General features: G+C 56.0%; 8 protein-coding genes. All 8 read left to right on the top strand.

Features of this window, described 5'->3' with window-relative positions; genetic code table 11:
• Positions 1 to 74: 74 nt before the first annotated feature.
• The 8 genes from AC0L8N_RS02110 to AC0L8N_RS02075 all read left to right on the top strand — a co-directional run bounded on the left by AC0L8N_RS02110 (position 75) and on the right by AC0L8N_RS02075 (position 11,529).
• Entirely contained in the window at positions 75 to 1,454 is a 1,380-nt protein-coding gene (locus AC0L8N_RS02110; protein ID WP_473665927.1) for an FAD-binding oxidoreductase, read from the top strand.
• Positions 1,455 to 1,742: 288 nt separating this feature from the next.
• Entirely contained in the window at positions 1,743 to 2,027 is a 285-nt protein-coding gene (locus AC0L8N_RS02105; protein ID WP_473670247.1) for a hypothetical protein, read from the top strand.
• Positions 2,024 to 3,679 carry an N-acyl-D-amino-acid deacylase family protein gene (locus tag AC0L8N_RS02100; RefSeq protein WP_473665926.1) on the top strand — a complete coding sequence of 552 codons (1,656 nt, stop codon included), beginning with the start codon at positions 2,024 to 2,026 and terminating at the stop codon, positions 3,677 to 3,679. Before AC0L8N_RS02105 ends, AC0L8N_RS02100 begins: the two co-directional genes overlap by 4 nt.
• An 87-nt stretch (positions 3,680 to 3,766) precedes the next feature.
• Positions 3,767 to 4,033 (top strand): polyhydroxyalkanoic acid system family protein, encoded by a 267-nt coding sequence (locus AC0L8N_RS02095; protein ID WP_473665925.1) that lies wholly within the window; start codon positions 3,767 to 3,769, stop codon positions 4,031 to 4,033.
• Positions 4,034 to 4,077: 44 nt separating this feature from the next.
• A complete protein-coding gene (locus tag AC0L8N_RS02090; RefSeq protein ID WP_473665924.1) occupies positions 4,078 to 5,280 on the top strand; it encodes an NAD(P)/FAD-dependent oxidoreductase in 1,203 nt (400 codons plus the stop codon).
• A gap of 451 nt (positions 5,281 to 5,731) precedes the next feature.
• Complete coding sequence (locus tag AC0L8N_RS02085; RefSeq protein ID WP_473665923.1) at positions 5,732 to 6,004, top strand: hypothetical protein; 273 nt, start codon at positions 5,732 to 5,734, stop codon at positions 6,002 to 6,004.
• Between the two features lie 752 nt (positions 6,005 to 6,756).
• On the top strand, positions 6,757 to 9,588 hold the full coding sequence (locus tag AC0L8N_RS02080; protein ID WP_473665922.1) for a TonB-dependent receptor plug domain-containing protein: 2,832 nt from the start codon (positions 6,757 to 6,759) through the stop codon (positions 9,586 to 9,588).
• A gap of 186 nt (positions 9,589 to 9,774) precedes the next feature.
• Positions 9,775 to 11,529 (top strand): N-acyl-D-amino-acid deacylase family protein, encoded by a 1,755-nt coding sequence (locus AC0L8N_RS02075; protein ID WP_473665921.1) that lies wholly within the window; start codon positions 9,775 to 9,777, stop codon positions 11,527 to 11,529.
• The last annotated feature ends 94 nt before the right edge of the window (positions 11,530 to 11,623 follow it).

Here is an 11,623-nt window from a genome sequence, read left to right as displayed (position 1 = left end):
GCTCGGGCCTTTTCTGCCCGGCACCGGTCAAAGGCATTCGGTACGGTCGCGGCTAGCCGAGGGTGGTCAGCCTGATGGATCAGGAGCTCCGCGATAAACTTGTGTCGATTGTAGGTGCAGAAAACCTGCTGCCGGGCGAGGTCGTTCGCGCCCGCACACCGGCATGGGATACGCACCAGCCGTGCCTGGCACATGCCGTTGTGTTGCCAGCGAGTACCGGCGAAGTCGCTGATGTCCTGACAGCTTGCTACAGCGCCCGCCAGTCCGTTGTGACCTACGGCGGCGTGACCAACCTGGTGCAGGGCTGCGCAACAACGCCGGAAGACGTTGTTCTGGATCTGGCGCGAATGAATGCCATCGAGGAAGTCGATACAACGGCGCTCACGATGACTGCTCAGGCGGGGCTTGTCCTGCGCGACGCGCAGCAAGCAGCCCTTGATGAAGACCTCTTTTTTCCCATCGATATTGGCGCTCGAGACAACTGTACGCTGGGCGGCAACGTTTCAACCAATGCGGGTGGCACCAAGGTTATCCGCTTTGGTATGACGCGCGACTCGGTGCTGGGCATCGAAGCTGTGCTCGCGGACGGGACGGTGCTGTCGTCGATGAACCGGTATATCAAGAACAACTCAGGATTTGACCTCAAGCAGCTGTTTATCGGCACGGAGGGCGTCCTTGGCGTCGTTACGCGCGTGATTATGCGCCTTGCCAACAAACCACAGACCCACAATGTCGCCTTGGTGGCCTGTGACAACTACAACGATACTGTGCGGGTATTAAATGAAGTGCGGACCCGACTCGGAGCCGCTTTGTGTGGCTTCGAAGTGATGTGGAACAGTTTCTACGAGCAGGTCGTTCAGCCAGCCGGGCGTCAACCGGCGATGATTGCGCCCGGCCAGTATTGCTACGTCCTGATCGAGGCAATGGGAAGTAACCCCGATTTCGACGGCGATGTTTTTGCCGCAACGATGGAAGCCTTGTTGACCGATGGCTGTATCAGCGACGGTGTGTTGGCGAAATCAGGCCAGGAGCGCGATGCCATATGGGCAGTACGTCACGATGTGGAATGGATTGTGAGTGGGGCGCAAAATTTTGATATTAGTTTGCGCATTGCCGATGTTGGCCCTTATGTTGAATCGCTGACTCAAGAGTTGGGTGACGCGCTGCCTACTGCGCACGTCGCCGCATTTGGGCATCTGGGAGACAACAATCTGCACATATCAGTAGTGGGTGACTACAGCAGCAGTGAGCGAGACGTGGTCGAGCACTACGTCTATCACTTGCTGAAGCCTTACGCGGGTGCAATTTCAGCGGAACACGGTATAGGTCTTGAGAAGCGTAGCTGGTTGCCATTGTCGCGAACCAGTAATGAGATCGCGACGATGCGTGCTCTGAAGCGCACGCTCGATCCGCGAAATATATTGAATCCAGGCAAGGTGGTAGGCACTCCTTGAACGGGAGTTAGCGGCAATTGAACGTTGTTCTAATGCGATCGAGGCCTGCGCCGGCTAGCAGCAAGTCTGTGAACTCCGATGACGCGCAGGGCCGATTCGTTTCCAGTCAAGCTACTTAAGGTGACAGAGCTTTGCTTCCTGTGAACAGGGTCGCGGAGGCGCTGCACTTGCCGGACCGGACTCGCTATTTGTACTCGAGGCCAAATATAGAACAACAATCGACGGGCCACTTTCAGTGGTACCAGTCCTGATCTGGGGTGACTGCATGAGGTTTCAGGCAACGCATCAATGGACGGCGGTTTACGTCAAGAGAAAATGGGGGCACGGGTATTCCGTGGGGTCCTGAATGCCGATGATACGCAGCTCGCCTATATCGCTTTTGGTTCAGGTTACAGCGGCCTTTCTCCGGTGGGGGTTGGCTGGAAATACCGCGACGGCATGGTATTCAATACGCCGGCCGGTGCCATACACGGGCCTAAGGTAATGCTTATTGATCAAAATGCCGGATCGGGCGGTGACTTCTTACCGTACTCCTTTCAGGTACCGCCGTATCCGACGGAGCTGGATCAGTGAAGTGTGCAAAGCAATGTCGGATTCTGGCCATGCGCGCGTTGATGAGTGTGGCTGCTCTGGGTCTGTGTACTCTGCTGGCGTGCAGCAAAGCGCCTCTGCCTGCCGCGGCCCCCGACCTGGACACGGTGCTGGCTGGCGGGCTCGTATTCACTGGCGAAGACAGCGAGCCGGTCCTGGCCGATATTGGTATTTCGGGGGATCGCATTGTTGCTATCGGTGATCTTCGTGAACGAAACGCAACACAGCGCATCGACGTTGGTGGCTTGGCCGTGGCACCCGGTTTTATCGATATACACAGTCACGCCGTCCGCAGCGCTTCGAATGACGGTGTTTTTCGCTGGCCCGATGCGGAAAATTTGATACGGCAAGGGGTTACGACAGTCATCGGTGGCCCCGACGGCAGTTCGCCATTGCCAATCACCGCAACTTTTGATGCATTACGGGCGCGACCGGCGACGGTCAATTTCGGCACCTTCGTTGGCCATGGTTCTGTTCGGGAGTTGATCGTCGGTGAGGATGACCGTGCGCCAACCGCGCAGGAACTGGAGGCCATGCGGCAAGAGGTAGCTACGGCGATGCAAGATGGCGCGTTCGGGCTCTCCTCGGGCCTGATTTACGCGCCCGGCCGATTTGCGGCGACTGAAGAAGTGGTTGAGCTTGCCAAAGTTGCGGCTGACTACGGTGGAATCTACATCAGCCACATGCGGGAAGAAGGTCTCGATGTGCTGAAGAGCGTTGCCGAGACTATACGCATAGGTGAAGAGGGCGAACTGCCTACCCAGATCTCGCATCACAAGATCGTGGGTGCTCCGATGTGGGGTAAGTCGATTGAGACCTTGCGACTTGTGGATGAAGCGGTTGCACGGGGAGTCGATGTGAGTATCGATCAGTACCCGTACACGGCTTCGTCAACCAGCCTCACGATCCTGTTTCCGGGCTGGAGTCTTGACGGTGGTCGTGATGCTTTGTTGCAGCGAATTCGCGATCCGGCGCAACACGAAGAACTGCGTAAGGAAATTGTCTATCGGATCGAGGTTGATCGTGGCGGCAACGACCCGGCCAATGTCGTGCTTGCCAATTGCTCGTTCGACCGCTCACTCAATGGCATGAACTTGTCGCAGATTCTGGAAAGTAGAGAGATAACGGTATCGAATGATGCGGCGGCTGAATTGCTGATGGAGCTGGTTGCGGCGGGCAACTGCAGCGCAGTTTTTCATGCGATAGACGAAACTGATGTGCGCAACATCATGCGCCACTCACGTACGATGATCGCCTCGGACGGCGGCGTTGAGGGTCCGTCCGAGCGAGTGCCACATCCACGGAACTACGGCAGTTTCGCGCGGGTGCTCGGGCATTACGTGCGTGATCAGGGCGTGTTGCCCTTGCATACCGCTGTGCACAAGATCACCCGACTGCCGGCCAATCGGCTGGGGCTTGATGATCGCGGGCGTATCAGCGCCGGCGCGATCGCGGATATCGCCGTTTTCGACCCCGCCATGATCATCGACCATTCCACATTCTCGGATCCGCACCAGTATGCCGAAGGTATGCAATACGTTTTTGTGGCAGGAACCGCGGTGCTGCGAGATGGCTCAATGACCAGTGCGCGGCCTGGACGCTTGTTGAAGTCGGGCGACTACAGAGCGCCGTGAGACGGCGCAAGGGGGCGAATGCACAGGTACAATTGCAGTTCGATACGGGCAAGTGGTTTGCCTGAAAGCAACAGGACAGACAGTCAGATGCAGATAGAGCGTCAACACACACTCGGTCGCGACGAGGCGCGCAAGCGCGTGGAGCGCCTGGCGTCCAATTTGAAAGGACAATTCGACCTCGAATCTCGCTGGGAGGGTGATGAACTCCGGGTATCCGGTCGCGGGCTAAACGGGTCCTTGTGCGTGAGCGACGACCGGGTCAATCTGGATTTGAAGCTGGGACTCGCGCTGAGCTTCATGGAGTCTTCAATACGCTCGGCGATAGAGAGCGAGATGGACAAGCAGTTGGTGTAACCCAAGGGCGCAATTCGCCCACTTCGCGGCAAGGATTCGAGTTTATGGCAACAATTGTTATTGTTGGCGGAGGTCATGCCGCCGGGCAAGCAGCGGCCAGTCTTCGGCAGAAAGGTCATGATGGCCGACTACTGATTGTCGCAGATGAACCTTACATCCCTTATCAGCGCCCGCCGCTGTCAAAGGCTTATTTGTCGGGTAAAGAGGAACTGCAGCACCTGTACGTGCGACAACCGGCCTTCTACGAGAAGCAGGGCATTGAAGTGCGCACTGGCGTTCGTGTAGATGAGATTGATACGGCAAAGAAAACGCTGTCGGTCGCGCAGGAACACATTGGCTACGACCAGCTGTTGCTTTGCACGGGCTCGCGGCCGCGCCGTATGCAGACGCCAGGTTCGGAGCTTGCCGGTATTCACTACCTGCGTACGGTGACCGACGTGGATCGAATTCGTTCTGAAATGGCAGTAGCCGACCGCGTCTGCGTCGTTGGCGGCGGCTACATTGGATTGGAAGTAGCGGCAATTGCAACCGCAGCAGGTAAGCAGGTTAGTGTGCTGGAGGCCGGCGATCGGGTGTTGCAGCGTGTTGCTTCGCCGGAGTTAAGTCGCTTTTACGACACGATGCACAAGAGCCACGGGGTTGAGATCAGAACGAATTGCCAGGTTACGGGATTTACCGGCGACGACAGCGTGCGCGCAGTCCAATGCGGCGATGAAACGATAGCGGCTGATCTCGTGATCATTGGGATCGGCGTGATCCCAAACGTTGAGTTGGCTGCACAGGCTGGTCTGGTCTGCGACGATGGGATTGTCGTAGACGAGCGGTGTCGCACATCCAATGTCGATATTTACGCCGCCGGTGATTGTACCAATCACCCGAACCCGCAACTGGGACGACGATTGCGACTCGAGTCTGTACCCAATGCAATGGATCAGGCGCGGGTTGCGGCGACCAACATGCTTGGCGGTGACGACATCCACGACTCCGTTCCGTGGTTCTGGAGTGATCAATACGACGTGAAGCTACAAATGGTCGGGTTCTCGGCAGACGGGAATCGGCAGATTTTCCGTGGCGACATGGCCGGGCACAAGTTTGCGATTTTTCATCTCCACGACGACACAGTCGTTGCGATTGATGCCATCAATGAGCCGCGAGAATTCATGGCCGGCAAAAAAATGTTCGGGAAACGCGTCGATGTTGCGCGGCTCGCTGACCCTGCTGTCGAAACCAAGTCACTGCTGGATTGACGGCGAAAGGCTTGTCGTGTCGTCTCATAGGGGGGGCGTTCGACGGCATAATTGATGCTTCGCTACCGCTTGTGCGACGTGAAATTATCGCTCTCCACACATTGGCGACAAGCGGTTCGGCGGCTCTGTATAGCTGATAGTGAAAATGCGCATAGCGGATAACCGTGCGCCGCTCGTCTGTCCTTGGTGTGGTTGCTTCGAATCCAGGAGCCGAGCTACAGAAGCTCGACAGCTCGCGGTGCAGGCTTGATGATGGTGACAACCTGAACTCTGGTTGGCACGAATGAGCCAGGCAAAGATGCCAGGTGTAAGTCCTGAATTAGCAATTCAGGACGATCAGCAAACGCAGTGTCCCGTGCAAAAGCAGGCATTGGTTGCTGTTTACGTGAATGAAGTCTTGTAGATCTCGAGGGACTGGTCCGCGTTTCGTCCTGTGCTACGGAGGCCGCATGTGAATAAGACAGATCAGGATTTGCGAGCCGAACGGCGCTACGAAGAAGCGGGTGTTTGGATTGCGAAGCTGGACAAAGTGCATTCGGCAGCCGAGTTGCGCGGCTTACGAGAATGGCTCGAGGCTGATACGCAAAATCGCCGGGTTCTGCTCGAGCTCGCCTGTCTATGGGACAGAATGAACGTGCTTTCGGCGTTTCCACAGGGGCTGCAGGATCACAACGAGGGGAGTGAAAGTCTTTGGCAATTCGGGCAAAGAGTTGTCAAACCCTGATGATTCGTTGGCGTTCAAGCTACGCCCGATTGGTGTCACGTCCGGATTTGTTCCGGCCAATCGTTTTTTCGGTTCCGATAGGTGTAGTTAGGTATTGTGTCCAGGTTTCTACAATCGAGCGCAACGTAGGGTCGGGCAACTAGCGGACTCCTGGTGTCACCTGCTGGCAGATTCTGCGAGACCCGATTCGCGGTTCGCCACCACCCAACCGGGATGCACTCCGCAAGCACTGAGCTCTATTAGCTGCCTGAACGGTCTGCCGATTGATGCGATTGCCGGAAACCTCGGCACTTCATTCCGCCCAATCCCAGCCAACTCATATACGTTGGGTACATTCGCGCAGTCGGTGCCGGAATGTCGAGACTCTTCCTTAACGCCAATAAAAAAAGTAGCGGATAAAGCAAACCAGTTCGTCTACCCGTAAGTTGCGACTATTGCGGCGGTTCGGATGCAGTGACAGCACGCCAATGCAGCCATCGACAGTGCTAGCAGATATGGGCAGCTGTTTTCGATTCGCGAGCCGGGAGCCGCATAAGCGGTTGAATAAATACTGGTGCCATTTTCGCGTTGTTCGTTGAGGTAGCAGGCAACGCGAGCAGGACACCGAAAGCATTTCTCGATTACCGGCCAGTAGGCCGCCGTCGATTAAGTGGGGAGCGCTTTGATTCGGAGCTGCAATGCAGCGCGTGGTCGGAGTTTGGGCTGGTTGACAGATTGTTCCGGGATTTGTACCGGGGCCTTATGGGGAAGACATGAAATTCAATAATCGTGACACCAGATTGGTGGTTGTTCTTGCAGCCGTTTTCAGCACGAGCATCGGCGCTCAGGAGTCGCAAGATACTGAAGAAGCCGCTCTCGAAAACATCGTTGTAACCGGTACTCGCTTGGCCAGTTCGGGCTACGACACGCCAACACCGGTTACGGTGCTGGGCGCAGAGCAAATGGAGGCGGACGCACCGCAGAATGTGGCCGACATTGTTAATCAACTACCTTCAGTGGTTGGTAGCATGACGCCGAACACAGCGAATCTTCAGATCTCATCGGGCCGCGCTGGCATCAACGGCATTAACCTACGCAGTTTGGGGCAATCCAGAACATTGGTGCTGTTGAATGGTCGACGGTTACCCGGTGCAAGCAACGACGGCGTTGTTGACATCAACACCGTTCCGCAGTCGTTGATCGAACGTGTGGAAGTTGTGACCGGTGGCGCGTCCGCTGTCTATGGCTCGGACGCGTTGTCCGGCGTCATCAACTTCATCATGGACACCGACTACGTGGGCGTTAAGGCCGACCTTTCCGGAGGTATGTCAACCTATGGAGACGATGACGCCTTGCGCGCGACGCTGACAGCGGGCACTGAACTGCTTAATGGTCGCGGTCACTTTATTGCCAGTTTGGAGTTGGCCGATAGAGAAGGAATTTTCGGCGTGCCACGTTCCTGGAATAACGGTGGCAACTTCTCAATGTTCAACCCGGACTACACACCAACAGGCGGTCAGCCGGAGATTCTTCGCTTGTCCCAGGTTGGTCTGAGTACTGCGTTGGGCAATGGCATCATTACCAATACAGCGTTACGCGGTACAGCGTTCGGTGCCGGTGGAGTGCCTTACCAGTTCCAGTTCGGATCATTGTTGCAGGATCCATGGATGCAAGGCGGCGATTGGGCTGACGCTCAAGCGAACGATAAAGTCACGCTGACGCCAATGGAGAAGCGGCAAAGTCTGTTCACCCGCTTTTCGTACCAGTTCAACGACAACGTTGACGGTTACCTCGAGTACAGCAACTCCGATTATGACGCCCGCGGCTGGTGTTGTTCGCAGTTCAACGTTGCCAATATCAGTATTCAGGCAGATAACGCGTTTATTCCAGAGACGGTGGCAGCGCAGATGGCAACTCTGGGTATTACGGAGTTTCGTCTTGGTAGCATGAATGGCGATCTCAACCCGATCGAAAGCAGCAACAATCGCGGTGCGGAACGCTTCAGTGCCGGTCTGACCGGTTCGTTCGACATGGCCGGTTCGAACTGGAGCTATGACATACATGCCCAACACGGTGTGACCAGCACAACGGAATTTGCCAGAACCACTAATCGCGAGCGCTTTGCAATGGCGCTTGACGCAGTAGTTGATCCGGCAACCGGACAGATTGTTTGCCGATCCACACTGACTAACCCGAACAACGGTTGCAAGCCGTACAACCCCATGGGCATAGATGTCAATTCGGAGGCAACCGTCAATTATCTCTACAGTGGCGTAGGGACAGAAGGCACGCTGTACGGACCCAAGCGTGAGCAAAAGTTGACGCAAAAAGTCTACGCCATGTCGTTGCAGGGAGCACCGTTCTCAGTGCCGGCCGGCGAAGTTTCTGTCGCTGTTGGTTTTGAGAGCAGAAGCGAAGAAATCAGCGGTGTTTCTGACTCCATTTCCGGCAACGCCGGCTGGTTCAATGGCAATTATCAGCCCGTATTCGGCAAGTACACCGTCAACGAAGCGTACTTCGAAACCATCGTCCCGATAATAGAGAACCGGCTCGAATTCAATGGTGCGGTGCGGGCAACGGACTACAGCACGTCCGGCAACGTGACTACCTGGAAAGCGGGCGTTACATTCAGTCCGGTTGATGACATTCGGTTCCGCACTACGTTGTCACGCGATATTCGTGCGCCGGGTCTCGGGGAGTTGTTTGAGACGGGCGGCGCGCAGACCAACTCTGTATCAGATCCATTCAACAACAATGAAACTGTGCAGTTTCTCGGGATTATTTCCGGTAACCCGAATCTGAAGCCGGAAGAAGCGGACACCTTTGGTTTCGGTGTGGTTCTGGAGCCTTCGTTCCTGCCAAAATTGAGGATGTCCGTCGATTATTACGATATTGAAATTACCGATGCTATAGGTTCTGTGGGTGTGCAAAGCATTGTGGACCGGTGTTTTGAGGGTAATCAGAATTTCTGTGATGCGATTACCCGAGGTATTGGGCCGCTTGGAACGGAAGTAATTACCGAAGTCCGCCGCAATCCATTCAACTACGTGGTGGTAAACGCTCAAGGTGTTGATATGGCCGCGAACTATGGTCAGATCGACATGTGGGGTGGCGATTTGTCATTCAGCGGCATTGCCACTCACTACATCAAGGAGACCTCGGACGATGGCATCACCGAACCGACCAACAGCGTTGGCCAGATCGGCGGTACCAGTCCGCCGGACTGGGTGTACCGGGCGACTGCGATGTTTAACCGGGATGCTCTTACAGCTTCTCTCACCGCCCGTGGCTTCAGTGACGGCGTTTACGATAACAATGCCATTGTCTGCACCAGCGGCTGTCCGACCTCCACCAGTATCAATCGGACGGTCAATACAAACGACCTAGACGGCGCACTGTATCTTGATCTTTATTCGGCTTACCGCTTCGACATGGGCGACGCGGATGCTGAGGCGTACTTCGTTATTCGCAACCTCCTGAATGACGACCCCGCAATTGTTCATAACGGCCCGAGCGGTGTGAGCCATCAGCTGATTGCGGCCAATCCGGCGTTGTACGATTTGCTGGGTACAGTGTTCAAAGTCGGACTAAGGGTGAGTTTCTAGCGGCACATACAGAGTGGTCGCCTTGCTGTCGGGATCCCGGCAGCAAGGCATGATCTCTCTTTCGCCGTGACGGTATGTAAGCCTGCGCTGGCTGCCCGAGTTCGATTGGCCACGAGTTCGTTTGCACTGAATGTGATTCGCCTCCGGCATTGAGTATTGATACCGGATTTCGACCGGGAGAGAAAAATGTTTGCTACACAATATCTGACCGGATTGGTTCGTCATTGGGCGGCACTGATTCTATGCACTGTAGTGGCCGCGGGATCTGCCTTTGCCCAGTCCTCTGGTTTTGATTTGATCATTGCCAATGGCCGGATCCTGGATGGAACTGGCAACGTGGACTTTCAGTCAGACATTGGCATTCGCGGCGATCAGATAATCAGGATAGGCGACCTATCAGGTGCGACCGCACGGCGGGTCATAGATGTGGAGGGCTTGTTCGTTGCCCCGGGCTTTATTGACCTTCACTCCCATGCCGACAATGGCCTGATATCAGACGAGATCGAAGGCCGTCGCGCGCACAATCTCGTCAGCCAGGGATTGACCACAGTTGTCGGCGGTGCTGACGGACGAAACCGGGTCTGGCCATTAACTGCGGAATTTGCAGCCTACGAGCGATTGGGTATCGCCATGAACATGGTACCCATGGTCGGTCACAGCACTATCCGTCGGGAAGTCATGGGCGATGACTACGAGAGAGAGGCTACGGAGCGGGAAGTGGCGGCGATGAAAGCCCTGCTTAGAGACGGTATGGATGCGGGTGCATGGGGTTTGGGGGCAGGGCTGGAGTACCGGCCCGCACGTTTTAGCTCCGAGCAGGAGGTGTTGGAGCTTGCATCTGTTCTGCCCCGGTACGATGGTTTTTATATTGCTCATCAGCGGAGCGAGCCGACCATGCCGATGTGGCAATTGCCCAGCATCGTCGATGGTTGGCCCATTGACGGGCTGCAGGCACTGGAAGAAACAATCAACATCGCGCGCGAGACTGGCATTCGGGTCGTAGCGAGCCATGTTAAGGCTCGTGGTCGTGCCTCGTGGGGGCGGTCCTCTCACGACATTGCCCTGGCCGATGCGGCGCGTGAAGAGGGGCTGGCGGTCTATTTTGACCAGTACGCATATGAAACCAATGGTGGCGGACCGCAGGTAATGGTACCGCTTTGGGCCTTTGCTCCGCCGGGCTTCGATCGTACCGGCGGCAATGATGATCCGCGCCTAAGGCAGTCCGGAATCATGGATGAGCATCGAGCGAATCTGCGGGCTAATCTGACTGATCCAGCCACGCGCAAACTGATAGAGCGTGACATCGAGTGGATGGTGAATCATCAGGGTGGGCCGGACCGGCACATCATTGTCGATCATCCCGACCGTTCGCTGCTCGGCAAGACATTGTTGGAAGCCTCTGATTCTCGAGAAGAATCGTACGTGGCCACTATCATTGACTTTGCGTTGAACGGTTTCGAAGACGTGCCGGGTGGCTTCTGGATGCGTGGTCACTCGATGCACGAGATGGATGTTCACAACTACATGCGCCAGGAGTACACCGCAACTTCATCCGACGCGGGCATCATTGACGTAGCGGGACTGGAGGGGCGGCCGGGAACGCACCCGCGAATGTACGGTGCGTTTGTTCGGAAAATTGCTCACTACACCAAAGACCGCAAGGTGATCTCTTTGCCTTTCGCTATCCGTTCGGCTACGGGTTTGCCGGCGCAAATAATCGGGCTGCGTGACAGGGGCTACTTACGCGAAGGCTACAAGGCCGATATTCTGGTATTCGATTACGAGCGTATTCGGGATCGAGCCAGTGTCATGGAGCGTGACTTGTACGCGGAAGGCATCGAATACGTATTCGTCAACGGCACAGCCGTGCTGGATTCTGGCAAACTGACAGGGGCATTGCCCGGCGTCATCGTTAAACGATCTGCTGCCCCGATGCGTTAGCCGGCCGAGCTCTGCAGGCCGCCTATTCGTAAGGGAGAAGCGGCCGCGCGTTGCTCTGTCTGAACTGAGCTCCTGCACTCGCAGAAGCCGTTTC

Source organism: Woeseia sp. D3-10, from assembly GCF_055809415.1.
Note: the sequence above shows the minus strand (reverse complement) of the source record. Positions and strands in the feature narration are given on the sequence as shown.

Coding starts and splice junctions, on each gene's coding strand:
- AC0L8N_RS02075 (WP_473665921.1), top strand. CDS start 9,775: ATGTTTGCTACACAATATCTGACCGGATTGGTTCGTCATTGGGCGGCA.
- AC0L8N_RS02110 (WP_473665927.1), top strand. CDS start 75: ATGGATCAGGAGCTCCGCGATAAACTTGTGTCGATTGTAGGTGCAGAA.
- AC0L8N_RS02105 (WP_473670247.1), top strand. CDS start 1,743: ATGGACGGCGGTTTACGTCAAGAGAAAATGGGGGCACGGGTATTCCGT.
- AC0L8N_RS02080 (WP_473665922.1), top strand. CDS start 6,757: ATGAAATTCAATAATCGTGACACCAGATTGGTGGTTGTTCTTGCAGCC.
- AC0L8N_RS02090 (WP_473665924.1), top strand. CDS start 4,078: ATGGCAACAATTGTTATTGTTGGCGGAGGTCATGCCGCCGGGCAAGCA.
- AC0L8N_RS02095 (WP_473665925.1), top strand. CDS start 3,767: ATGCAGATAGAGCGTCAACACACACTCGGTCGCGACGAGGCGCGCAAG.